At 63.1% G+C, this 19,254-nt stretch carries 24 protein-coding genes and 1 other RNA gene; 12 read left to right on the top strand and 13 right to left on the bottom strand.

All coding sequences use genetic code 11. The features are described 5' to 3' along the window. Positions 1 to 1,032, top strand: a complete 1,032-nt coding sequence (locus LB564_RS11110; RefSeq protein ID WP_224537530.1) for a peptidoglycan -binding protein — start codon at positions 1 to 3, stop codon at positions 1,030 to 1,032. 250 nt (positions 1,033 to 1,282) lie between these two features. Next, a complete protein-coding gene (locus LB564_RS11105; protein WP_224537528.1) occupies positions 1,283 to 1,708 on the top strand; it encodes a hypothetical protein in 426 nt (141 codons plus the stop codon). A 150-nt stretch (positions 1,709 to 1,858) separates the two neighbouring features. Here LB564_RS11105 and LB564_RS11100 read toward each other — a convergent pair whose 3' ends face one another. Continuing rightward, the gene (locus LB564_RS11100; RefSeq protein WP_224537525.1) at positions 1,859 to 2,212 is read right to left on the bottom strand and encodes a DUF1304 domain-containing protein; all 354 of its coding nucleotides are present in this window, start codon (positions 2,210 to 2,212) and stop codon (positions 1,859 to 1,861) included. A gap of 140 nt (positions 2,213 to 2,352) precedes the next feature. On the opposite strand from LB564_RS11100, the gene LB564_RS11095 reads away from it, so the two are divergent. Further along, positions 2,353 to 3,837 carry a carboxypeptidase M32 gene (locus LB564_RS11095; RefSeq protein ID WP_224537523.1) on the top strand — a complete coding sequence of 495 codons (1,485 nt, stop codon included), beginning with the start codon at positions 2,353 to 2,355 and terminating at the stop codon, positions 3,835 to 3,837. Between the two features lie 77 nt (positions 3,838 to 3,914). Here LB564_RS11095 and LB564_RS11090 read toward each other — a convergent pair whose 3' ends face one another. Further along, complete coding sequence (locus LB564_RS11090) at positions 3,915 to 5,714, bottom strand: ABC transporter transmembrane domain-containing protein (protein ID WP_224537521.1); 1,800 nt, start codon at positions 5,712 to 5,714, stop codon at positions 3,915 to 3,917. A 204-nt stretch (positions 5,715 to 5,918) separates the two neighbouring features. Between LB564_RS11090 and rpmE the strand changes: the two genes are divergently transcribed. Beyond that, positions 5,919 to 6,140: a 50S ribosomal protein L31 gene (gene rpmE, locus LB564_RS11085; RefSeq protein WP_010912060.1), complete on the top strand. Its 222-nt coding sequence runs from the start codon at positions 5,919 to 5,921 to the stop codon at positions 6,138 to 6,140. A gap of 150 nt (positions 6,141 to 6,290) precedes the next feature. Here rpmE and LB564_RS11080 read toward each other — a convergent pair whose 3' ends face one another. Then, complete coding sequence (locus tag LB564_RS11080) at positions 6,291 to 6,920, bottom strand: TetR/AcrR family transcriptional regulator (RefSeq protein WP_224537520.1); 630 nt, start codon at positions 6,918 to 6,920, stop codon at positions 6,291 to 6,293. Between the two features lie 171 nt (positions 6,921 to 7,091). Here LB564_RS11080 and LB564_RS11075 point away from each other — a divergent pair, with 171 nt between their 5' ends. Next, complete coding sequence (locus LB564_RS11075) at positions 7,092 to 7,568, top strand: DUF1772 domain-containing protein (protein WP_224537518.1); 477 nt, start codon at positions 7,092 to 7,094, stop codon at positions 7,566 to 7,568. Between the two features lie 30 nt (positions 7,569 to 7,598). Here LB564_RS11075 and LB564_RS11070 read toward each other — a convergent pair whose 3' ends face one another. The 3 genes from LB564_RS11070 to LB564_RS11060 all read right to left on the bottom strand — a co-directional run bounded on the left by LB564_RS11070 (position 7,599) and on the right by LB564_RS11060 (position 9,213). Further along, on the bottom strand, positions 7,599 to 7,925 hold the full coding sequence (locus tag LB564_RS11070; protein ID WP_224537516.1) for a SelT/SelW/SelH family protein: 327 nt from the start codon (positions 7,923 to 7,925) through the stop codon (positions 7,599 to 7,601). A gap of 16 nt (positions 7,926 to 7,941) precedes the next feature. Continuing rightward, positions 7,942 to 8,691: a YebC/PmpR family DNA-binding transcriptional regulator gene (locus tag LB564_RS11065; RefSeq protein ID WP_140702425.1), complete on the bottom strand. Its 750-nt coding sequence runs from the start codon at positions 8,689 to 8,691 to the stop codon at positions 7,942 to 7,944. Between the two features lie 198 nt (positions 8,692 to 8,889). Then, a complete protein-coding gene (locus LB564_RS11060; protein WP_224537514.1) occupies positions 8,890 to 9,213 on the bottom strand; it encodes an ArsR/SmtB family transcription factor in 324 nt (107 codons plus the stop codon). Positions 9,214 to 9,264: 51 nt separating this feature from the next. On the opposite strand from LB564_RS11060, the gene LB564_RS11055 reads away from it, so the two are divergent. The 3 genes from LB564_RS11055 to LB564_RS11045 are packed head-to-tail and all read left to right on the top strand — an operon-like array spanning position 9,265 to position 10,621. Beyond that, positions 9,265 to 9,747 carry an SRPBCC domain-containing protein gene (locus LB564_RS11055; protein WP_224537512.1) on the top strand — a complete coding sequence of 161 codons (483 nt, stop codon included), beginning with the start codon at positions 9,265 to 9,267 and terminating at the stop codon, positions 9,745 to 9,747. 23 nt (positions 9,748 to 9,770) lie between these two features. Beyond that, positions 9,771 to 10,133: a hypothetical protein gene (locus LB564_RS11050; protein ID WP_224537510.1), complete on the top strand. Its 363-nt coding sequence runs from the start codon at positions 9,771 to 9,773 to the stop codon at positions 10,131 to 10,133. 20 nt (positions 10,134 to 10,153) lie between these two features. Further along, positions 10,154 to 10,621 carry an SRPBCC family protein gene (locus LB564_RS11045; protein ID WP_224537508.1) on the top strand — a complete coding sequence of 156 codons (468 nt, stop codon included), beginning with the start codon at positions 10,154 to 10,156 and terminating at the stop codon, positions 10,619 to 10,621. A 5-nt stretch (positions 10,622 to 10,626) separates the two neighbouring features. Here the strand turns inward: LB564_RS11045 and LB564_RS11040 are convergent, their stop codons facing one another. The 6 genes from LB564_RS11040 to LB564_RS11015 all read right to left on the bottom strand — a co-directional run bounded on the left by LB564_RS11040 (position 10,627) and on the right by LB564_RS11015 (position 14,140). After that, complete coding sequence (locus LB564_RS11040) at positions 10,627 to 10,914, bottom strand: BrnA antitoxin family protein (RefSeq protein ID WP_224537505.1); 288 nt, start codon at positions 10,912 to 10,914, stop codon at positions 10,627 to 10,629. Positions 10,915 to 10,972: 58 nt separating this feature from the next. After that, the gene (locus LB564_RS11035; RefSeq protein WP_224537503.1) at positions 10,973 to 11,740 is read right to left on the bottom strand and encodes a TerC family protein; all 768 of its coding nucleotides are present in this window, start codon (positions 11,738 to 11,740) and stop codon (positions 10,973 to 10,975) included. Positions 11,741 to 11,808: 68 nt separating this feature from the next. After that, positions 11,809 to 12,633, bottom strand: a complete 825-nt coding sequence (locus LB564_RS11030; protein WP_140702437.1) for a YmdB family metallophosphoesterase — start codon at positions 12,631 to 12,633, stop codon at positions 11,809 to 11,811. Positions 12,634 to 12,695: 62 nt separating this feature from the next. Further along, entirely contained in the window at positions 12,696 to 13,283 is a 588-nt protein-coding gene (locus LB564_RS11025) for a 5-formyltetrahydrofolate cyclo-ligase (protein ID WP_224537501.1), read from the bottom strand. Positions 13,284 to 13,371: 88 nt separating this feature from the next. Further along, positions 13,372 to 13,527: non-coding RNA, 6S RNA (gene ssrS / locus LB564_RS11020), on the bottom strand. 25 nt (positions 13,528 to 13,552) lie between these two features. Then, entirely contained in the window at positions 13,553 to 14,140 is a 588-nt protein-coding gene (locus LB564_RS11015; RefSeq protein ID WP_224537498.1) for a DUF4345 domain-containing protein, read from the bottom strand. Between LB564_RS11015 and LB564_RS11010 the strand changes: the two genes are divergently transcribed. Next, the gene (locus LB564_RS11010; RefSeq protein ID WP_224537496.1) at positions 14,124 to 14,963 is read left to right on the top strand and encodes an AAA family ATPase; all 840 of its coding nucleotides are present in this window, start codon (positions 14,124 to 14,126) and stop codon (positions 14,961 to 14,963) included. The genes LB564_RS11015 and LB564_RS11010 overlap by 17 nt on opposite strands. A 40-nt stretch (positions 14,964 to 15,003) precedes the next feature. Here the strand turns inward: LB564_RS11010 and LB564_RS11005 are convergent, their stop codons facing one another. Then, the gene (locus LB564_RS11005) at positions 15,004 to 16,542 is read right to left on the bottom strand and encodes an MFS transporter (RefSeq protein ID WP_224537493.1); all 1,539 of its coding nucleotides are present in this window, start codon (positions 16,540 to 16,542) and stop codon (positions 15,004 to 15,006) included. A 140-nt stretch (positions 16,543 to 16,682) separates the two neighbouring features. Here LB564_RS11005 and LB564_RS11000 point away from each other — a divergent pair, with 140 nt between their 5' ends. The 3 genes from LB564_RS11000 to LB564_RS10990 are packed head-to-tail and all read left to right on the top strand — an operon-like array spanning position 16,683 to position 19,248. Then, positions 16,683 to 17,546, top strand: a complete 864-nt coding sequence (locus LB564_RS11000; protein ID WP_140702445.1) for a LysR family transcriptional regulator — start codon at positions 16,683 to 16,685, stop codon at positions 17,544 to 17,546. A gap of 58 nt (positions 17,547 to 17,604) precedes the next feature. Continuing rightward, positions 17,605 to 18,051, top strand: coding sequence for a GNAT family N-acetyltransferase (locus LB564_RS10995; protein WP_224537491.1), 447 nt, complete (start codon positions 17,605 to 17,607; stop codon positions 18,049 to 18,051). A 6-nt stretch (positions 18,052 to 18,057) separates the two neighbouring features. Further along, positions 18,058 to 19,248 (top strand): vWA domain-containing protein, encoded by a 1,191-nt coding sequence (locus tag LB564_RS10990; protein WP_224537488.1) that lies wholly within the window; start codon positions 18,058 to 18,060, stop codon positions 19,246 to 19,248. Positions 19,249 to 19,254: the final 6 nt, after the last annotated feature.

The raw sequence follows: 19,254 nt of genomic DNA, 5'->3' as shown, positions 1-19,254 counted from the left end.
ATGGCGCTTGCCAGGGGCCGGCGTACCGATCGCCGCATCGATTATTGGCCTGGCTTCGTCGACGCGCTGTCGACGCTGCTGCTCGCCATCATGTTCCTGCTCACCGTTTTCGTGCTGGCACAGTTCCTGCTCGGCCGCGAGATCTCCGGCAAGGACACGGCGCTGTCGCGCCTCAATTCGCAGATCAACGAATTGACCCAGCTGCTCGCGCTGGAGCGCTCGACGGCGCAGGACAAGGAGGATTCGCTCGCCAATTTGCAGGCGTCCCTGTCGGCGGCCGAGGCGGAAAAAAGCCGGCTCGAACAATTGCTGGCACAAGGTGCCGGCGCCGGTGACGCCGCCAACCAGCGTGCCGCCGAACTGGGCGGTGAACTCGACAACCAGCGCCAGATCAGCCAGCAGGCGCTGAGCCAGGTCGAGATCCTCAACCAGCAGATCGCGGCCTTGCGCAAGCAGATCGGCGCGCTCGAGGATGCCCTCAATGTATCAGAAACGCGCGACCGTGATTCCAACACCAAGATCGCCGATCTCGGCCGCCGCCTGAACGTGGCGCTGGCGCAGCGTGTGCAGGAATTGAACCGCTATCGCTCCGATTTCTTCGGACGGCTGCGCGAAATCCTCGCCGATCGCGAGAACATCCGCATCGTCGGCGATCGCTTCGTCTTTCAGTCGGAGGTGCTGTTCCCGACCGGCTCCGAAGTGATCAACGATGCCGGTAAGGTCGAGATGAGGAAGCTCGCCGACGCCATCATCGAGTTGCAGAAAGAAATCCCGCCGGAGATCAACTGGGTGCTGCGCGTCGACGGCCACACCGACAACAAGCCGCTTTCCGGCAATGGCCGCTATCGCGACAATTGGGAACTGTCGACGGCACGCTCGACCTCGGTGGTCAAGTTCCTGATCGAGAACGGCGTGCCGGCCAACCGGCTGGTCGCCGCCGGTTTCGGCGAGTTCCAGCCGCTCGATCCCGCCGACACCGACGAAGCGCGCAACAAGAATCGCCGCATCGAGCTGAAGCTAACCGAACGTTGATCCATCATCACGCGAACTCACGCGAAATTGTTCGCCGGCTCAACTCTAGGGCGCAGAGACCGGCCGGCAAGGCCTGAAAAGATTATCTTTTTTTAATTACACTTCGCGCCAAGGCGCTCCTAGCTTGCCGTGCAGGGCCGAGAACCGCCGGCGATGCCTCCCATCGCGACGCGACGGAACTGGACGACCCAAAATGGTCGGAAGGCGAGCGGCGCGGCCGCTCTCCCTTCCCAGCAGGAGGAAGCGCATCATGCGCTCATCAGCATCTCTCAAGACTGCAACGCTTGCGGCAATTCTCATTGCCGTCCCGCTCGCCGGCGCTTACGCCGCGGGCCATCACAAGGGCGCCCTCGATGCCACCGCCCCGACCGACTTGACGGGTCCGCGTGTCGAAGCCGTCATTGACCAGGTTCAGGGCGTCCATCAAGGCATCGTCGACGCCAGGCAGGCCAACAACATCACCCCGGCCGTCGCGGAGCGCCTGGAAATGCGCGCCGCCCGCATCGGTCACGCCGCCGAAAAGATAGCCGCGTCGGATCACGGCAGGATCCCGGCCGCGCAATACCATGACCTGCTGCGCCGGCTCGACAATGTCGATCAACGTCTGATGGTCGACACCGGCAGCGGTTTCCTGATGGGTGATGGTGCCGACGGCGGAAACTATCCGAACGGCTGAAGCCATCCTGTCTGAGAGGGTCCAAGAGGAAGGGACCATCTTGGCGCCTTCGGGACCCCAATCCCGCGGGCGTCCTTTTTCCTCACCGGCCCATCTTACCTGCCAGCCCATCCTGCCTACCAACCCATCCTGCCTACCAACCCATTCTGCCTACCACCCAAACCAGACCGCGATCAGGGCGATCGCCGCCGGCACGGTCTGGATGAACAGGATCTTGCGGCCGACCGTCGCCGCGCCATAGAGACCGGCACTGGCCACGCACAACAGGAAGAAGACCTTGACCTGGAAACCGCCTGCGCCGAGGTAAAGCCCCCAGATCAGGCCGGCGGCGAGAAAGCCGTTATAGAGACCCTGATTGGCGGCGAGCACTTTGGAGGCGCTGGCGAATTCCGGTGTCAGGCGGAATGTCTTGTGCCCGCGCGGCGTGTCCCAGAGCACCATCTCGAGATAGACTATGTAGACATGGATCAGGGCCACCAGCCCGACCAGTAGGTTGCCGATCATCTGCTCCCCCTTCATGCCTCGCCCGCAGCATTTCATGTCTGGCATCGCCTGCGCAAGGTGTATCCGCCGGAGGCATCCGAGGGTTGCCATTGCTTTTGCGTTGGTGTCTTTTCGCCCCGTCCTCAACCACGGAAGCCGCAATGTCCTTTCACAAACTCGACGATCTCGGCCACAAGCTCGAAGCGCTTGAACATGCGCTGGCAATCCTCGGCGCCGATGAAGCGACCCACATGGCCGTTGGTGGTGGCGAGAAGCGCGCCGAGGCGATGGCGGCCCTTGCCGGCATGTACCACGCCAGGGCGACAGCGCCCGAAATATCGGACTGGATCGCCGCGGCCGAAGGCGAGGCATTGGACGATGAGCAGCGGGCGGCCCTCGCCGAACTGCGGCGGCAATACACCAACCTGACCTGCCTGCCGGTCGAATTCGTCGAGCGCCAGACCACGGCGCGCATGCGCTGCGAGCAATTGTGGCGCGCGCTGCGCGCCAAGAACGACTGGACTGGCTTCCAGCCGGCGCTGGAGGGCGTGGTGGCGCTGGTGCGCGAGGAGGCGGCCCTGCGCTCCGACGTGCTTGGCCTCGCTCCCTATGACGCGCTGATGGAGCAATACGATCCCGGCAACCGCACGGCCGATATCACCCCCGTCTTCGCCGACCTGAAGGCCTTCCTCAAAGGCTTCGTGCCGGAGGCGCTGGCGATACAGGAAGCGCGGCTGCGCAAGCATCCGCTGAAACCGCTTTCGGGTATCTATGCCATCGACCGGCAGCGCGAGCTCGGGCTTGCCATGATGGCTGCGGTCGGCTTCGACCTGACCCATGGCTCATTGTCTGTGTCGCACCATCCCTTCTGCGGTGGCGTGCCGAGCGACGTGCGCATCACCACGCGCTACAAGACGTCGGATTTCCTGTCGGCGCTGATGGGCGTGCTGCACGAGACGGGTCACGCGCTCTATGAACAGAACCTGCCCAAGGCATGGTCGCACTGGCCGCTCGGCAAGGCCCGCGGCATGGCGGTGCATGAAAGCCAGAGCCTGTTCGTCGAAAAGCAGGTCGGCCGCAATCCGGCCTTCTGGCGCTGGGCGCTGCCGGTGGTGGAAAAACATCTTGGCGAGGCCTGGTCGCTCGACGATCTCCTGCCCCATGTACACCGCGTCGAGCGCGGCTTGATCCGCGTCGATGCCGACGAGGTGACCTACCCGCTGCATGTCATCCTGCGCTACGAACTGGAGCAGGAGCTTGTCTCGGGTCGCCTGGAGGTGGCTGATCTGCCTGAAGCCTGGGATGCCAGGATGCGCGACTATCTAGGCCTCTCAACCATCGACAATCCGGCCGATGGACCCATGCAGGACGTGCATTGGCCAGGTGCCGCCTTCGGCTATTTCCCCTCCTACACGCTGGGCGCGATGATGGCGGCGCAGCAATGGGCCGCGCTGGTGCGCGAGCATCCTTCAGCCGACGATGATCTCGCCAAAGGGAATTTCGAGGCGATCAACGGATGGCGCCGTGAGAAAATCTGGTCGCAGGGGTCGCGCTGGTCGACGCCGGACCTGCTCGAACGCGCCACCGGCGAAAAACTCAACGCCGTCTATTTCGTCAACCACCTGAAGCAGCGCTACGGCGGATGACGCCGGCCGCGTGACCCACGAAGCGACAATGCGCCTGGGATGACCGAGTTTCGTTACGCCGAGGCGCGTAGAGCCCGTTACTCCGCCGCGCCCCTGAAGGCGCTGGCTCCGGTCTCGAATTGCAGCTTGGCCAGCCGGGCATAGATGCCGCCCTTGGCGACCAGGCTCTGGTGCGTGCCTTCCTCGACGATGCGGCCGCCGTCCATGACCAGGATCCTGTCGGCCTTGAGCACCGTCGCCAGCCGGTGGGCGATGACGATGGTGGTGCGCCCCCGCATCAGCCGCTCGAGCGCCGTCTGCACAAGCGTTTCGCTTTCGGCGTCGAGGGCCGAGGTCGCCTCGTCGAGCAAAAGGATCGGCGCGTCACGCAGGATGGCGCGGGCGATCGCCACCCGCTGGCGCTGGCCGCCCGACAGCGTCACGCCGCGTTCGCCGACCTGGCTGTCGTAGCCTTTTTCGAGCTTGAGGATGAATTCGTCGGCCAGCGCGTCCTTCGCCGCCGCCTCGATCTCGGCCTCGCTGGCGCCGGGCCGGCCAAAGCCGATATTGTCGCGCGCGCTCGCCGCGAAGATGGTGACGTCCTGCGGCACGATGGCGATGCGCTGCCTGACCGCAACAGGATCGGCCTCGCGCACATCGACGCCGTCGATCAGGATTTTTCCTGTCTCCGGATCGTAGAAGCGCAGGATCAGCGAGAACACAGTGCTTTTGCCGGCACCCGAGGGGCCGACGATGGCCACCGTCTCGCCGGGCTTGACCGAAAAACTCAAGCCATGGACGGCGGCGCGGTCGGGCCTCGCCGGATAGGAAAAGGAGACGTCGTCGAAGGCGATCGCGCCCTTGGCGACCGCCGGCAGCGGTTTCGGACTGGCCGGCGCCTGGATCGCCGGCGTCTCGGCCAGGATCTCGGTCAGCCGTTCGGCCGCGCCGGCTGCTTGCGCGAGTTCGCCCCAGACTTCCGAGAGCGCGCCGAGCGCGCCGGCGGCGAACACCGAGTAGAGCAGGAACTGGCCGAGCGTGCCGGGCGATATCATGCCGTCGAGCACGTCGCGCGAGCCGAACCACAGCACCGCCACGACGGACGAAAAAATGGTGAAAATAGCGAAGAAGGTCAGGAAGGAGCGTGCGAAAATCGAGGCGCGTGCCGCCTCGAAGGCGGCTTCCACCGCGCCCGAAAAGCGACCGGTGACCAGTTTCTCATTGGTGAAGGCCTGCAGCGTGCGCACCGCGCCGATCTGCTCGCTGGCATAGGCTGTCGCGTCGGCAAGCGTGTCCTGCGCCTGTCTCGACTTGCGCCGCACCGAGCGGCCGAAGGCGACCAGCGGCAGCACGATGATGGGAATGGCCGCGATGACGAGGCTGGACAGTTTCGGGCTGGTGACGACCATCATCCCCACCGCGCCGAGGCCGAGGATGACATTGCGCAGCGCCACGGACGCTGTGGCGCCGACCGCCGACTTGACCTGCGTGGTGTCGGCGGCCAGCCGTGACACGATCTCGCCCGACTGGGCGGTGTCGAAAAAGGCAGGCGACAGCGTCGTCACATGGGCGAAGACGTCGCGCCTGATATCGGCGACGACGCGCTCGCCGAGCGTGATGACGAAATAGTAACGGCCGGCCGATGCCGCCGCCAGCACGGCGGCCATCGCCACCAGCGCCGCGAAGTACTCGGCGATGAAGGTGGTGCCGGTCGACGAGAAACCATGGTCGATCATGCGCCGTACCGCCAGCGGCAGCGCCAATGTGGTTGCCGCCGCGATGGCCAGCGAGATGAGCGCGCCGACGACCAGCGTGCGATATCCCGCGATATAGGGGAACAGGCGCCTGAGCGGCTTGAGCGAGCGTCGGCGCTCGTCTGCGCTGCTTGATTGCGCCATTCTAGGTGTTCCTCTAGCCGCCTCGGCCTATGCGCCTGAATTGCGCTTGCCACGGCCTTGTGATTCAATTCCGGCTGATGTATAGGCACGCCGACCGTTTTAGAAGCCGTGGCTCCTCAATAGCTGCGGCTTCGAGTTTTAAAAAGGGGCGCATCGACGCAGGCTTATGCCCGTCCGCCGCGCCAGCAAGCCAGGAACCGAGCCATGAAGAGCGCCATTCACCCCGACTACCACACCATCAAGGTCGTCATGACCGACGGCACCGAATACACGACCCGTTCGACCTGGGGCAAGGAAGGCGATACGATGAACCTCGATATCGATCCGACGACCCACCCGGCCTGGACCGGCGGCCAGCAGACCCTGCTCGACCGCGGCGGCCGCCTGTCGAAGTTCAAGAAGCGCTTCGAGGGCTTCGGCCTCTAAGCCAAGCGACCTTCGCAGTTCAAAGACCCGCCCTCGTGGCGGGTTTTTGTTGCGCGCAACCATCTCCCCTCTCCCCGTCACTATACGGGGAGAGGGCTCCGTCCTTGGCGGCTTCGCCAGATGTTAAAGCTATGGGAAGCTCAAGGGCACCTACGCGCCCAGCAGTTCCCGCAGCGCCATGCGCTTGTAGGCGGCGACCAGCCTGTCGCCTTCCTGCCGGTCGACCGAGATCGCCAGCCGCACGGCCGCCTCGCCCATCTGCCAGACCAGAAACGCCGTCGTCTCCAAGGCTTCGGCATCGGCATCGGGCTTTAGCCGCCTCAAGACGGCACTGAGGAATTCGGCATTGGCGCGGCTGTCGGCGAGCTCGAGCTGGCGCAGGGTCTTGTCGGCCTGCGTGCCCGACCAGATGTCGCGCATCACTGGCTCGGCCAGGAACAGCCCATAGTAGATATCGACCAGCTCCGAAAACGCTCGGCCCAGCCCCTCCGCATCCGTGACGTCCTTGAGCGCCTCTGAGATGCAGGCTTGGCTTTCCACCGTATAGCGCTCGGCCAGCGCCCAGACGATCGCCCGCTTGTCGGGAAAGAACTGGTAGAGCGAGCCGATCGACACGCCTGCCCGTTCCGCCACCTCGCCCATGCGCATGGCATCGCTGCCTTGCTCGGCGATCAGCGCCGAGGCGGCGGCAAGCATGCGCTCGACCCGTTCGCGGCTGCGCTGCTGGCTTGGTGCCTTGCGCGGCGAAGCGATCTGCTCGTTGGCCGCTGTGCCTTCCATGACTGTCTCCAACAAATGCGCTCGGCAAAATCCATTCGAATGGCTTGACTCACAAAATACGAGGGTTTATCACGTTTTGCAAATGTGAGGATTGCTCATATTTTGTAACGGAGGAACCCGAAATGACTGACACTAATGAAACCGCCGCAACCGGCATCTGGAGCAATTGAGATGACCAAGCTTTTCCCCGCCCTCACCATCATTGCCGCGATCGGCTCGGGCGTCGTCGGCGGCGTGTTCTTCGCCTTTTCCAACTTCGTCATGGCGGCACTTGCCCGGCTGCCCGTTCCAACCGGCATCGCCGCGATGAATTCGATCAACATCACGGTGATCACCCCGACCTTCATGACCGCGCTTTTCGGCACCGGACTGATCTGCCTGGTGCTTATAGCCGCCGCCCTCATGGGCTGGAGCCAGTCCGGCTCGTACTGGCTGCTGGCCGGCGCGGTGATCTACCTGATCGGCAACCCGATCGTGACCATGGTTTTCAACGTGCCGCTCAACGACGCGCTCGCCGCTGTCGATCCGACCAGCAGCAACGGCGCCGCCGTCTGGGCGAACCACCTGAGCCAATGGGTGATGTGGAACCACGTCCGCACCGTCACCGCCATCGCGGCGATGGCCTGCTTTATCTTCGCATTGCTCTGAAGAGGTCTAACGAGACGCAAAAGACTCCGCTCAGGCGGGGTCTTTCTGCGTGTCACCCTTCGACGTGTGACCCTTGCGGTCGGCATGGCCGAGATCGCGATCCGGATCGATAACGTCGCGGACCAGTTGCTTCAGTTTTGCCGCATCCGGAAAACCGCCATCGCGCTTGCGGTCCCAGACCAGCACATCGTTGCAGGAGATGGTGAAGATGCCGCCGGTGCCCGGCACCAGCGTCACCTCGCCGAGTTCGGTACCGAAGGTGGAAAGCAGCTCCTGCGCCATCCAGCCGGCACGCAACAGCCAATGACATTGCGTGCAGTAGGTGATGCGGATGGCGGGCAACTGAGCTGTGCTCATGTCGGACGGCCTTCGCTCACGCCGCGCTGAGCTTGGCCATGGTCTCGTCATCGACCTCGAAATTGGCGTAGACGCTTTGCACGTCGTCGTCGTCCTCGAGCGTGGCGACCAGCTTCATCAGCGACTGCGCGCGCTCCTCGTCGACCGGGACATTGTTCTGCGGCTGCCAGATCGGCTTCACCGATTCGGCCTCGCCCAGCGAGGCTTCCAGGGCCTTCGACACGTCGCCGAGATTTTCGAAGGAACAATAGATTGTGTGGCCTTCCTCGTCGGACTCGACATCGTCGGCGCCGGCTTCGATCGCCGCCTCCATGACCTTGTCGGCGCTGCCGGCCGAGGCCGGATAATAGATTTCGCCAACGCGGTTCCACATGAACGACACCGACCCGGTTTCACCGAGTGCGCCGCCGGCCTTGGTGAAGGCTGCGCGCACATTGGAGGCCGAACGGTTACGGTTGTCGGTCAGCGCCTCGACGATCAGCGCCACGCCGCCGGGACCATACCCCTCATAACGCACGGCTTCATAGTTTTCGGCATCGCCCATCGAGGCCTTGTTGACGGCGCGCTGGATGTTGTCCTTAGGCATCGACACCGCCTTGGCGTTCTGGATCGCCAGGCGCAGGCGCGGATTCATCGATGGGTCGGGCGTTCCGCTCTTGGCGGCGACGGTGATTTCGCGCGCCAGCTTGGAAAACATTTTCGACCGCACCGCGTCCTGACGGCCCTTGCGGTGCATGATGTTCTTGAACTGTGAATGGCCAGCCATGGCACCCCTGTCGTGTTCGGCTAGAGCATCTTGCCGCGAGATGCGTGACCTCGCTTTCCAAAACACTCGAATTCAAAATTTCAGAACGTCCCTGATGCGTCCGGATGGACGCGCGGCGCTCTTGTCGGAATGGCCGGCTTATAGATAAATCGGCTCAATTCGTCCAGCCGCGCCGCACTAAGGCGACCCGGGACGTGTCTATGCTTCAAGATCGGACTTCAGCCGGTCGATGATGCTAAGCGCATGGCCGGCATACTGGCTGATCCAGCGGTCGTGGATCTGCTTGATCGGCAGTGCGTTGAGATGGTTCCAGCGCTCGCGTCCTTCGCGGCGCGCAACGATCAGGTCAGCCTCCTCCAGCACCTTGAGGTGCAGCATGACGGTGCAGCGATCAATGTCGGGAAAGGCCTCGCACAGCATGCCGGTGGTTTTCGGCTCGTCTTTCAATTGATCCAGCATTTCGCGCCGGCGCGGATGCGCCAGCGCCTTGAAAACATTGTCGTCCTGCGCTCGGCTTGACATGTTATGTTTCTATAACATATCGTTGTCGCGATCAAGCAAGGAGCTGTGGATATGTCTCTTGGGTTCAGAATTTCCGGCCGCATCGGCAGGCCGGTTGCCGAGGTCTTCGACGCGGTCGTCAATCCGAGGAAGCTCAGCGGCTATTTCACCACCATCGGCGGCGCCAGCGCGCCGTTGGTTGCCGGTTCTGGTGTCGTCTGGTGGGGCAAGGTGCCTGTCGAGGTCGACGAAGTGGTCAAGGACAGCCGCATCGTGCTGCGCTGGGATGCTACCGACGCCGACGGCAAGCCGGCGTACAAGACCCGCATCGAGATGAATTTCGAGCCGCTCGACGATGGCGGCACCTTCGTCACCATCGCCGAGAGCGGCTGGCAGGAAGGCGCGGTCGGCCTGAAGAAATCCTACCTCAATTGCGAGGGCTGGTCGCAGATGCTGGCCTGCATGAAGGCCTATGTCGAATACGGCATCAACCTGCGCGACGGTTATTACCGCAGCGAGATGAAGGGCGAGCCCGCCAGCGAAGACAACATTTGAACGCCAAGAAAATGGAGCCCGCAATGACCGCGAAGATCACCGGCGGCATCAACATCGCCATGAAGGTGCCGCCGCACCAATATGAGGCGACGATCGCCTTTTACCGGGACGTCGTCGGCCTCAAGCCGTTCACCGCCAAGGCGCCGGCCGTCGGCTTCGAGCTTGGACCCAACCGCCTGTGGATCGACGAGGCACCCATGATGAGCCAGGCGGAAGTCTGGCTGGAGCTGTTCACGCAGGATTTTTCGGGCGCTGCCGAGCGTTTCGCCGACGCCGGCATCACAAGATGCGATGCCATCGAACCGCTGGGCGAAGGGTTCCGCGGTGGCTGGATCACCAACCCGGCCAACATCGTTCACATGGTCCGTGAACCCGACGCCTGGTGAGTTCGGAAAGGAGAACGGCAATGCAGATCCATGAAACGCCCACGGCCGAGGCCGGCATGCTGATCCGGCGGCCCATCGCCGAGGTGTTCGAGGCCATTGTCGACCCGGCGATCACGACAAAATTCTGGTTCACCCATGGCAGCGGCCGGCTGGATGGGAGCAAGGAGGTGCATTGGGAGTGGCGCATGTACGGCGTCTCTACGACGGTCCGCGTGAGCGAAATCGTCAGGAACGAACGGATCGTGATGACGTGGGGCGACCCGCCTACCACCGTGGTCTGGATCTTCACGGAAATGCCCGGCCGGACAACCTTCCTCGAAGTTCGCAATTTCGGCTTTGCCGGCAATGGCGACGAGCAGGTGAAAGGAGCGGTCGGTTCAACCGGAGGCTTCACACTGGTGCTCGCCGGCGCCAAGGCCTGGCTGGAACAGGGCCTGACGCTGGGCCTCATCGGTGATCGGCACCCGAACGGAGTACCGGCAGGTTAAGCGACTCAGGATCGCCGCTTTTCCTGTTCGATCACATGGCGGCGGAGCACCCGATTAATCTCGGTTTGATAGCCCCCGCCTCCGACATGTTCCTTGATCCATGAAAGCACGTCGGCATCGAGCCGAATGGTCACCGGCTGCTTGACTGGGCGGTAAAGATTCCCGCGACGGGCGTGTATCCAGTTCTCGGCCGGAGCCTCCGGAATATCGGAAGTATCAATCTCGCTGTCAGGCAAATCGACCAGCTTTGCAAGCTGGTCTCGCTGGTCGCGGCTAAGATCCTTCCTGCTCATAGCGCCTCCTTTCATGCGGCGTCGCTTTCCGAGCCCGACAATCCTAAGCGTCCGCGCTCTAATGCCCGTCGCTGGATTTCGCTTTCTTGCGCCGCCGCGCCAGCATGTTGAGGCCCTCGACCAGCGCCGAGAAACCCATCGCCGCGTAGATGTAGCCCTTGGGCACATGGTACCCCATGCCATCGGCGATCAGCGTCATGCCGATCATCAGCAGGAAGCCCAGTGCCAGCATGACGATGCTGGGGTTCTTGGCGATGAAATCCGCCAGCGGCCCGGCCGCCAGCATCATCACCGTGACGGCCACGACGACCGCGATGTACATGATGGCGATCTCGTCGGTCATGCCGACGGCGGTGATGATGGAATCGATCGAGAAGACCAGGTCGAGCAGCAGGATCTGGAAGATCGCGCCGGCGAGCGAGATCTTGAGCGTTTCGCCCAGCATCGTGTCCTGATGGTCGTCGGGGTCGACCGTGTGATGGATCTCCTTGGTCGCCTTCCACACCAGGAACAGGCCGCCGGCGATCAGGATCAGGTCGCGCCAGGAGAAACCGTGGCCGAACGCGGTAAACACCGGCGTCGTCAGCTGGACGATGATGGAAATGGTGGCGAGCAGCACCAGGCGCATGATCAGCGCCGCTGAGATGCCAAGGCGGCGCGCGCGCGCCCTCTGCTCCACGGGCAGCTTGTTGGTCAGGATGGAGATGAAGATCAGATTGTCGATGCCGAGCACAATCTCAAGCACCACCAGCGTCAGCAAGGCGACCCAGGCGGTCGGATCGGAAACGAATTGAAAATGCGGCGCCAGGAATTCAATAAGCTGCATGGAGGTCGTCCCCTACGATCTAGAGCAGTGTCGCCGGCAATTAGGTACTGCGAACCTCTATATCAATGTCACGACCAGAAGGACGGTGCCGTTTCTTCCAATCGCGGCCCGCGACGAAACGGCGCGATCTTCTCGGTCAGCCCCGTGCGGTCGGAAATATCGACGCCGACGCCGCACAATGTCGCCGGTCCGGTCGCTGCCTCGAAACGTCCTTTCGGCACTTTCGACAGGAACCGGTTGAGCGGCTCCTCCTTGTCCATGCCGAGCGAGGAATCATAGTCGCCGCACATGCCGGCATCCGACAGGTATCCGGTGCCGCCATTGAGGATCTGGTGATCGGCGGTGGGCTGGTGCGTGTGGGTGCCGACGACGAGGCTGGCGCGGCCGTCGACGAAATGCGCGAAGCACATTTTCTCCGAGGTCGCCTCCGCATGGAAGTCGATGATCACCGCATCGGCCTGCTCGCCGAGCGGACAGGCCGCAAGCTCACGCTCGCCGGCCTGGAACGGATCGTCGAGTTCGGGATGCATGAACACCCGGCCCATGATGTTGGCGACCAGAACACGCGCCCCGCTTCTGGCGATATAGACGCCGGAGCCGCGTCCGGGCGTGCCCTTGGGAAAGTTGGAGGGACGCAGGAAGCGCTGCTCGCGTGGCGCGAAGGCCAGCGCATCGCGCTGGTCCCAGACATGGTTGCCCGTGGTCACCACATCGGCGCCGGCCGCGATCGTCTCGCGAAAAATCTCTTCGGTTATGCCGAAGCCGCCGGCGGCGTTCTCGCCGTTGACGATGACGAAATCCAGTTTGAAGTCGGAGATGAGCCCAGGCAGTTGTTCCCACACAGCGGTGCGGCCCGTCTTTCCAACCATGTCCCCGAGGAAGAGAAGTCTCATCTATGCCTGATCCCGAAAAGTTGCATGACTTTTCGGCAAAGATCATGCGTTCAAAGAACTATCTACAATTTTGGCGCGAAGCGGCGCAACCCGCTCTCGGTGAGTATTTCCGGGATGACCACGTCATGGGGTTCGTCCGGAACTTGCGAAACTTCTTGGCAGTCGAAAGCGATGCCGATCAGCCGGGGCGCATGCCCCTTGTCGACGAGCTTCGCGATCGCGCGGTCGTAATAGCCGGCGCCATAACCGATGCGGTGGCCGCGCGCGTCGAAGGCGGCGAGCGGCACGAGCATGACCGAGGGGTCGAGGACTTCGGCCTCCGCATGCGGCCCGACCGTGCCAAAGCCCATGTCGACCATCGGCGCGCCACGCACCAGTTCGCGAAAGACGATGGTGGTCTTGTCGAGAATGGCGGGCAGGCAGAGCCGCGCCCCTTGCTCGCGCAAGGCAAACATCAGTGGGCGAACGTCAACTTCTGAACGCATCGGCCAGAAGCCGGACACGATCTGGCCGAGTTCGATGGAGAACTGGTCGCGCGCCGTCTCTGCCATTTCGAGCGCCGCCTCCACCCGCCACAGTTCATCAAGCGCGTCGCGGCGCCCAAGGGCCTCGAGCCGAAGCTGCTTTTTCAGGTCTTTCGAAGATGTCATGCCAGGACGATAGAAAAGGCCGTATCAGGATGGCGTTTTAGGAGCGACGTTTTCTACCGCATCACCCGCAGGAATGCGTGGCAATTAGTGACGATCCACACAACCGGTGGAGAGGTCGATCCCGGGTGCCTACAAAGTAGGTGGGCGCCGTGTGAGAAAACCCACGGGTCTTCCCAGGGACAGCTCCCTAAGGATCGTTAAGGCCCCGGGGAAAAGTGTCTCCTGCCGGGAAGCGCAGACCGTCTCCCCCAATATAGGCCGCTGGCCGGCTAAGCGCCAGAGAGTTGCCCCCTCCCGGCGGCTTTATTCGCGACACGGCCCTGCCACACGACCAGCGCCGGTACTGCGAGCAGCTCGACGCATAGCCCGGCGACGTGACCCAGCGAAGGCGCGCCGACCAAAAACAACGAAACAAGCCGCGCCAGGCCGCCCGTGAACGTGCAGGCGGCAAGCAACCGGAACCGCTCGGTCTTTGCCTCTATGCCGGGAATGCAGCTGTACCAGGCAATACCAACAGCCAGGAAAAACCCGGACAGGAAGCGGAAATGGCTGTCGAGATCGACCGGCCATGGTGCGGCTACATGCAGGAACGCCGGTCCGAACAGAATGCCCTCAATACCGACCAGGACCGGCGTTGCCGCCAGCACCGCGACAACGATCTGTAGCGCCGTCTTGGCTGATATTTTTCCGTCCATGTTGCCCTTTCGGCCTGCCGGGCGGCCTTCCCTCATGAACGGATAATTTTGATCCCGGGTTTCAAGCCCATTCGTCGCAGCCGGCGCGCCCTTGCACAGGTTGAGCCGCCTCCTTACGGTCGTCCGGACCAACCGAGGAGCAAAGATGCGTTTTGAAGGCACCGCGGCCTATGTCGCCGACAAGGATCTGATGGTGGCGGTCAACGCGGCGATCGCGCTGGAACGGCCGCTGCTGGTCAAGGGCGAGCCCGGCACCGGCAAGACGGAACTTGCCAGGCAGGTGGCGGCGGCACTCGGCCTCGACCTCATCGAATGGCATGTCAAGTCGACGACGCGGGCGCAGCAGGGCCTCTACGAATATGACGCCGTCTCGCGGCTGCGCGACAGCCAGCTTGGCGACGCGAGGTTCAATGACATCAGGAACTACATCAAGCGCGGCAAGCTTTGGGAGGCCTTCGCCGCCGGCAAGAAAGTCGTGCTTCTGATCGACGAGATCGACAAGGCCGACATCGAATTCCCCAACGACCTCCTGCAGGAGCTCGATCGGATGGAGTTCTTCGTCTACGAGACCGGCGAGACGATCCGCGCCGCCGTGCGGCCCATTGTCATCATCACCTCCAACAACGAGAAGGAACTGCCGGACGCCTTCCTGCGCCGCTGCTTCTTCCACTACATCCGCTTTCCCGATGTCGAGACCCTGCACAAGATTGTCGACGTCCACTATCCCGGCATCAAGCAGAACCTGGTGCGCGCCGCACTCACCCAGTTCTACGAAATCCGCGACGTGCCGGGGCTGAAGAAGAAGCCGTCGACATCGGAGGCGTTGGACTGGATCCGGCTGCTGGTCGCCGACGACATCGCGCCCGAGGATTTGCGCGCCGACGCCAAGAACGCGCTGCCCAAGCTGCACGGCGCCCTGCTGAAGAACGAACAGGATGTGCATCTGTTCGAACGGCTGGCCTTCATGGCGCGACGGCAGGGGTGAAGATCGAGCGAAGCTCCCTCCACGAGCAGTCTTCGGCCGCTCACTCGGCGGCGGCAAACCTTCTCTCCAGCGGCGCGACGCGCTTCGGTCCGAAGATGACGAAACCGATGACCGACAGGGCAAGAACGCCAATCCCGCAATAGAGCATGACCCAGCCGAAGCCATGGACCAGGGCTGCATGCACGATGGCGCCGGACGGGTCGAGGGTTGCAAGCGAGGGCGTCTCCCGCACAAGATCGGAGAGATTGCCGGTGGCGATCCTTTCCGCCAGCGTCCTTATCTCACCGGCATCAAGCGCCGGGCCGAGCGCCTTGCCGAGATAAGCGGCGATCCCTTGCGTCAGCAACAGGCCCAGAACCGCTATGTTGATGGCGAGCGTGATCAGCCGCGCGCTGATATCGATGCCGGAAGCCATGCCGGCCCGGTCCGGCGACACCGCGCCGGTCGTGGTGTTGGTGGTCGGTGAATTGGTCAGGCCGATGCCGATGCCGGCGATCAGCGTGCCCGGCAGCATGGTCATCCAGTTCGCTCCCTCCAGCCCGGACCCGACCCACATGGCGATGAACCCGATCCCCAGCGTCAACAGGCCAAGCGGAATGGCAATCCGCGCCTGATACCGTGCGCGCAGGCGCTCGGCGAGCGGCGGCATCACCATGAACGGCAGCGTATAGACCAGCAGCAGAAGGCCGGTGGTTGTGCTGTCGTAGCCAAGCACGCCGGAATAATAGATCGGCAGATAGATGATGAACGGCCAGTAGCTGAAATTCATGCCGATCGCGCCCATGATCGCGCCCGAAAACTGGCGGATGCGGAACACGGAGAAATCGAACATCGGATAGGGATTGATCTTTTCGGCGACAACGAATGCGATGAAGGCCGCCACCGACGCGATGGTCACGCCGATGCGGACGCCTGTGCCGAGATCGCCACCTTGCGTGATCAGATAGGAGAAGCCGAAAACCGCGGCCGAAAGTGTCAGCATGCCCGCCCAGTCGAGCTTCCGGGCGTTGTGATCGCGCGATTCCGCCACACCGGCGCCGATGAAGGCGAGCGCCAGGATAGCCAGCGGCACGTGGATCAGAAATACCCATTGCCAGTTCGACAACGCCACGATCAGCCCGCCGATGGCGGGGCCGAACCCGAGCCCGATGCCGGCCACGACGCTCCAGGCGACAAAGGCCTTGCCGCGCGCCTTTCCATCCTGGAACTGATGCGACAGCACGGCCACGCTGCAGGTCAGCATCGCCCCGCCCGCGAGCCCCTGCAGAAAGCGCGCGGCAATCAACAGCGGCGCGCTGGTCGCCAGGCCGCACAGCAGCGATGCGAGGCCGAAGGCGACGGTTGTGGCCACCATCACGCGCTTGCGGCCGAAACGATCGGCCAGGGTGCCCGTCGCCATCAGCACCGTGGTGCAGGCGATCGTATAGGCGTTCATGATCCATTGCAGGTCTTTGAAGTCGGCGGCGAGAACGCTTTCCAGTTTCGACAGGATCACCGGCACGCTGGAGATTTCGAGCCCGAACAGCAGCGACGCCAGGCACACGCCGGTCAGCGCGATGGTGTTTCGTTCAAACGGCATATCGGTCCTCGCAACATTGAGATGAGCGGCAGTGCTCTTCCGCGGTCAGCGTGGAATAAAGGAGACTCGACCATGAAAAAAGGCTATGAATTTCTATTTCAGAAATGACAAAATCGAATGCCTACCCAAAGAGGTCCTGAATGACCAGCCTAGACGTCGATGCCGTTCGCACCTTTGTGATGGTGGCCGACCTGCAGAGCTTTACCCGTGCCGCCGCCGCGCTCGGCAGCACCCAGGCAACGATCAGCGTCAAGCTGCGCCGGCTCGAGGAAAAGCTCGGGGCGCGGCTGATCGAACGCACGCCGCGCCGGGTCAGCCTGTCGCCGAAGGGAGCGGTTTTTCTCCCGTCCGCACGAGATTTCCTTGCCGCGCATGAGCGCGCCATGGCGGAGTTTGCCGCCGCCCCTTGCCGGCTTGCGCTCGGCTTTGTCGATCACGCCGCCGGCCCGGAGCTTTCCGTCCTGATCGCCCAGATCCACGCGCATGATCCTTCGCTCACGCTCAGTCTGAGGATCGACACCAGCACGGTGCTGAAAGAGGCGTTCGATCGCGGCGAACTCGATGCGATCATCGTGCACCGCGAAGGCGACAGCCGTCCGGGCCGGACCTTGTCGCGCAACCATTATGGCTGGTTCGCGACCCCTTCCTTCGAATGGCAGCGCGGGACGCCGCTACGCCTCGCTCTCCTGAGCACCATATGCAGCTGCCCGGACCGTGTGCGGGCGGTCGAGACACTGGACAAGGCTGGCATCGCCTGGGAGGAGTCCTTCGTCGGTGGCGGTGGCGCGGCCGTCAACATTGCGGTGTCGGCGGGCTTTGCGGTTTCCGCCCTCGCCCACCGCGTCGCTCCTCCAGGACTGGTCGAAGTCAGCCGCAAGCTCGGCCTGCCGCCGCTTGATCCGTCCGAAGTGGTGCTGCATTCGCACAGGCTGGCGCCGCGAGCCCGCGAGGCACTGCATATGCTGGCGACCGCATTTGGCGAGTACAATTCGCCGGCGGTTTAGGCGAAACTGCGCGCAACCCTGATTCTGTCTGGACGGATCAGGCCCTGGAGGAGGCGAAATGACCGAAATCACCGTCCGCCCGCTCGCGCAATCCGACCATGCCGACTGGCGGCGCCTGTGGACCGACTACCTGACCTTCTACGAGACGAAGCTGCCGGAAGAGGTCTACGCGATCACCTGGAAGCGGCTGTTCACGGCTGGCGAGTTCGAGCCGAAGGGTTTTATCGCAACCCTAGACGGCAGGGCCGTCGGCCTCACCCATTATCTCTACCACCGCTCCGGCTGGTCGGAGAAAAACAACTGCTACCTGCAAGACCTGTTCGCCGACCCTGATGTGCGCGGCAAGGGCATCGGCGCCGCCCTCATCGAAGCGGTGAAGCAGGAGGCCGGCAAGATCGGGGTGAAAAACGTCTACTGGATGACGCACGAAACCAACGCCACCGCGCGCAAGCTCTACGACCGCGTCGCGCGCAGGACGGGCTTCATCGAGTATGATTTGCTGTAACCGGCCATGTTCCTTCCCTTCTTCCTCGAACTGAAGGCAGCACGCGTTCCCGTCTCGCTCAGGGAATATCTCTCTCTGCTCGAAGGGCTGGAAGCCGGGCTTGTCGATTATGACGTCGAGGGGTTTTACTACCTCGCCCGCGCCGCCCTGGTGAAGGACGAGCGCCACATCGACCGCTTCGACCAGGTCTTCGCGCATGTCTTCAAGGGCATCGAGGCGCTGGGCGGACCGGATGCGGTTGATGTCGCCAATATTCCCGAGGAATGGCTGCGCCGGCTCGCCGAAAAGCACCTGACCGAGGAAGAGAAAAAACTGGTCGAGGCGCTCGGCGGTTTCGAGAAGCTGATGGAGACCTTGAAGCAGCGGCTCGAGGAGCAGAAGGGCCGTCACCAGGGCGGCTCGAAATGGATCGGCACGGGCGGCACCTCGCCCTTCGGCGCCTATGGTTACAATCCCGAAGGCGTGCGCATCGGGCAAGCTGAAAGCCGCAACCGGCGCGCGGTGAAAGTCTGGGACAAGCGCGAATTCAGGAATTTTGACGATGCGGTCGAACTCGGCACCCGCAACATCAAGATCGCGCTGAAGCGCCTGCGCCGCTGGGTGCGCGAGGGTGCCGAGGAAGAGTTCGACTTGCCCGGCACCATCCACGCCACCGCCGAGCACGGCTATCTCGATGTCCAGACACGGCCCGAGCGCCGCAACGCGGTGAAGCTTCTGATGTTCTTCGATGTCGGCGGCTCGATGGACGATCACATCAAGAGCGTCGAGGAGCTGTTTTCGGCGGCGCGCGCGGAATTCCGCCAGCTCGAATATTTCTATTTCCACAACTGCCTCTACGAAGGCGTGTGGAAGGACAATCGCCGCCGCCATGCCGAGACGATTTCGACCTTCGATCTCCTCCACAAATACGGCCCCGACTACAAGGTCATCGTCGTCGGCGACGCCTCGATGAGCCCTTACGAGATCGCTCACCCCGGTGGCTCGGTCGAGCATTGGAACCCGGAGGCTGGCTCGGTTTGGCTCGGCCGGCTCTTGCAGCAATGGCCGAACGCGGTGTGGCTGAACCCCGAGAGCGAAAAGAACTGGGGCTACACCCATTCGATCGCCATGATCCGCGGCATCTTCGGCGACCGCATGTTCCCCATGACGCTCGCCGGGCTGGAGGCGGCGACCAGACAATTGTCTCGGAAACATTGAGACGGG

This window comes from Mesorhizobium sp. ES1-6, from assembly GCF_020164775.1.
Lineage (GTDB): Bacteria > Pseudomonadota > Alphaproteobacteria > Rhizobiales > Rhizobiaceae > Mesorhizobium.
Note: the sequence above shows the minus strand (reverse complement) of the source record. Positions and strands in the feature narration are given on the sequence as shown.

What these genes read in the sequence shown, in the direction of transcription:
- LB564_RS11110 (WP_224537530.1), top strand. Translation starts at nt 1, where the DNA reads ATGGCGCTTGCCAGGGGCCGGCGTACCGATCGCCGCATCGATTATTGG.
- LB564_RS11105 (WP_224537528.1), top strand. Translation starts at nt 1,283, where the DNA reads ATGCGCTCATCAGCATCTCTCAAGACTGCAACGCTTGCGGCAATTCTC.
- LB564_RS11100 (WP_224537525.1), bottom strand. Translation starts at nt 2,212, where the DNA reads ATGATCGGCAACCTACTGGTCGGGCTGGTGGCCCTGATCCATGTCTAC.
- LB564_RS11095 (WP_224537523.1), top strand. Translation starts at nt 2,353, where the DNA reads ATGTCCTTTCACAAACTCGACGATCTCGGCCACAAGCTCGAAGCGCTT.
- LB564_RS11090 (WP_224537521.1), bottom strand. Translation starts at nt 5,714, where the DNA reads ATGGCGCAATCAAGCAGCGCAGACGAGCGCCGACGCTCGCTCAAGCCG.
- rpmE (WP_010912060.1), top strand. Translation starts at nt 5,919, where the DNA reads ATGAAGAGCGCCATTCACCCCGACTACCACACCATCAAGGTCGTCATG.
- LB564_RS11080 (WP_224537520.1), bottom strand. Translation starts at nt 6,920, where the DNA reads ATGGAAGGCACAGCGGCCAACGAGCAGATCGCTTCGCCGCGCAAGGCA.
- LB564_RS11075 (WP_224537518.1), top strand. Translation starts at nt 7,092, where the DNA reads ATGACCAAGCTTTTCCCCGCCCTCACCATCATTGCCGCGATCGGCTCG.
- LB564_RS11070 (WP_224537516.1), bottom strand. Translation starts at nt 7,925, where the DNA reads ATGAGCACAGCTCAGTTGCCCGCCATCCGCATCACCTACTGCACGCAA.
- LB564_RS11065 (WP_140702425.1), bottom strand. Translation starts at nt 8,691, where the DNA reads ATGGCTGGCCATTCACAGTTCAAGAACATCATGCACCGCAAGGGCCGT.
- LB564_RS11060 (WP_224537514.1), bottom strand. Translation starts at nt 9,213, where the DNA reads ATGTCAAGCCGAGCGCAGGACGACAATGTTTTCAAGGCGCTGGCGCAT.
- LB564_RS11055 (WP_224537512.1), top strand. Translation starts at nt 9,265, where the DNA reads ATGTCTCTTGGGTTCAGAATTTCCGGCCGCATCGGCAGGCCGGTTGCC.
- LB564_RS11050 (WP_224537510.1), top strand. Translation starts at nt 9,771, where the DNA reads ATGACCGCGAAGATCACCGGCGGCATCAACATCGCCATGAAGGTGCCG.
- LB564_RS11045 (WP_224537508.1), top strand. Translation starts at nt 10,154, where the DNA reads ATGCAGATCCATGAAACGCCCACGGCCGAGGCCGGCATGCTGATCCGG.
- LB564_RS11040 (WP_224537505.1), bottom strand. Translation starts at nt 10,914, where the DNA reads ATGAGCAGGAAGGATCTTAGCCGCGACCAGCGAGACCAGCTTGCAAAG.
- LB564_RS11035 (WP_224537503.1), bottom strand. Translation starts at nt 11,740, where the DNA reads ATGCAGCTTATTGAATTCCTGGCGCCGCATTTTCAATTCGTTTCCGAT.
- LB564_RS11030 (WP_140702437.1), bottom strand. Translation starts at nt 12,633, where the DNA reads ATGAGACTTCTCTTCCTCGGGGACATGGTTGGAAAGACGGGCCGCACC.
- LB564_RS11025 (WP_224537501.1), bottom strand. Translation starts at nt 13,283, where the DNA reads ATGACATCTTCGAAAGACCTGAAAAAGCAGCTTCGGCTCGAGGCCCTT.
- LB564_RS11010 (WP_224537496.1), top strand. Translation starts at nt 14,124, where the DNA reads ATGCGTTTTGAAGGCACCGCGGCCTATGTCGCCGACAAGGATCTGATG.
- LB564_RS11005 (WP_224537493.1), bottom strand. Translation starts at nt 16,542, where the DNA reads ATGCCGTTTGAACGAAACACCATCGCGCTGACCGGCGTGTGCCTGGCG.
- LB564_RS11000 (WP_140702445.1), top strand. Translation starts at nt 16,683, where the DNA reads ATGACCAGCCTAGACGTCGATGCCGTTCGCACCTTTGTGATGGTGGCC.
- LB564_RS10995 (WP_224537491.1), top strand. Translation starts at nt 17,605, where the DNA reads ATGACCGAAATCACCGTCCGCCCGCTCGCGCAATCCGACCATGCCGAC.
- LB564_RS10990 (WP_224537488.1), top strand. Translation starts at nt 18,058, where the DNA reads ATGTTCCTTCCCTTCTTCCTCGAACTGAAGGCAGCACGCGTTCCCGTC.